The following is a 1,825-nucleotide window of genomic DNA, read 5'->3' as shown; positions in this document are numbered from 1 at the left end:
CATCCCCTTCTTTTTTTAATATAAAATAGTCGTTCCTCTTTTTTGTCTATGCGACTATTTTTTCAGTAATTAGGTAATAAGGCTTAATATTCGTCGTATTTTGAGTCACACGTGGTCTGATAAAGATAAATATAGTGTGTGCACTCCTTCTCTTTCCTGCTTTTAGTAGTTTTGTACACATCTTTTTGATATTAAAAGCTATAGCAAAGAAGGCAAAGTCCATTGTAACCTTGTCTTCTCCCACATGCCGGAACCTTTTGTATGCCATGTTGTGTTTCATTTGTCCAAAAACTGCTTCCGGTTCTATACATCGCCTTCCCCTATGCCTGATGCCTTCTTCCGAGAGTAACCTTTCCCGTGCCTGCCGTTTGTATTGGTTTAACCGGTGGTTGACTTCTATCATACGGTTCCCCCGAGCTTTAAAGCAACTGCCACACAAAGGACACCCTTCACATCTTTGTGCTTTATATCGGGCACTTTCGGTGATGTATCCGCTTGCTGTTTTGTCACGTCTAGTTCCTATACGGTTCATGTGCTGCCCCATAGGACAAACGTAATAATCCTCCCCCGCATTGTAATGGAGACTCTCCGCATGGAATGGATTGGGGGTATAACGGGGACGCTGTTCTTTATGGAAGTAGTTGTACTTGACAAAGGCTTCTATCCCATTATCTTGCATGAACCGATAATTTTCTTCCGAGCCGTAACCGGAGTCTGCCACACCGACAGTTGGTAAGCGGTTATAGCGTTGCTCAAAGGAGTGGAAGAAAGGTATGAGGGTCAGTGTGTCGGTTGGGTTGGGAAACAGTCGGAAGTCTATGAGGAATTGGTTCTCGGTACCTATTTGCAGATTATATCCGGGTTTGGTCTGTCCGTTTCTCATGGCGTCTTCTTTCATGCGCATGAAGGTGGCATCAGGATCGGTCTTGGAGTAGGAGTTGCGTTCTCCAAGAGTATCAAGATGGTTGTCGTATTCTATCAACTTGTCACGGTACTCCTCAAGTTCCCGGACCTGTTTCTTCTTTTCCCGGATGACCTTCTTTTGTTCCTTGTCCTTTGTTACAGGCTGGTGTTCCAGCACCTCTTTAAGTTCATTCACTATATCTGAGAGCATGGCGGGAGTGAACTCTACGGGTGTATCTTTCATGGAGTTCTCTTGGGCTATGACTTCATCCACCTGCTCCAGGAGAATGCGGATCTTATCCATCAGCTTTGTACGGTTCTTTTCGACTGTCTTGCGCCAGACAAAAGTATATTTGTTGGCTTTGGACTCAATCTTGGTACCGTCGATATACTCTACGTCAAGGCTGATGAAACCTTTGTCGGCAAGGACAAGAACCAACTGCGTGAATACGGTATTTATTTCCTCTTTTACACGGTTTCGAAAACGGTTGATGGTAATAAAATCCGGATGTTCATTACCGGAAAGCCAGATATAATGAATATCACGTAGGAGAAGCTTCTCTATTTTGCGGCACGAATAGATATTGTTCATGTAGGCGTAGATAATCACCTTAAGCATCATTTTAGGATGATAAGGACAACGACCGGTTGCTTTATAAAGCTTCTTGAAATTGTCAAGATTGAGATTATCAACAACAGTATTAACTATGCGAACCGGATCGTTCGCTGCTATGTTTTCATCAATTCTTCCGGGAAAAAGAACGGTTTGGTTGGGAAGGTAAGGACGAAAATGTAACTTTGCCATAACGAAAAACTTTATGCCTAAAGATACAAAAACTTTGGGTAATAACAAAGCCCGGGCTTGTGAAAGTCTGGGCTTTGTGCATAAAAAAAGGTTGTGCCAGCGTTTTGACACAACCTC

Annotated in this window: 1 protein-coding gene; it reads right to left on the bottom strand. The window is 43.1% G+C overall.

Going from position 1 to position 1,825, the window contains the following annotated elements; genetic code table 11:
* Window positions 1-46: 46 nt before the first annotated feature.
* A complete protein-coding gene (locus BLW31_RS23655) occupies window positions 47-1,708 on the bottom strand; it encodes an IS1182-like element ISBthe2 family transposase (RefSeq protein ID WP_010535981.1) in 1,662 nt (553 codons plus the stop codon).
* Window positions 1,709-1,825: the final 117 nt, after the last annotated feature.

The organism is Bacteroides faecis MAJ27, from assembly GCF_900106755.1.
GTDB lineage: Bacteria > Bacteroidota > Bacteroidia > Bacteroidales > Bacteroidaceae > Bacteroides > Bacteroides faecis.
Note: the sequence above shows the minus strand (reverse complement) of the source record. Positions and strands in the feature narration are given on the sequence as shown.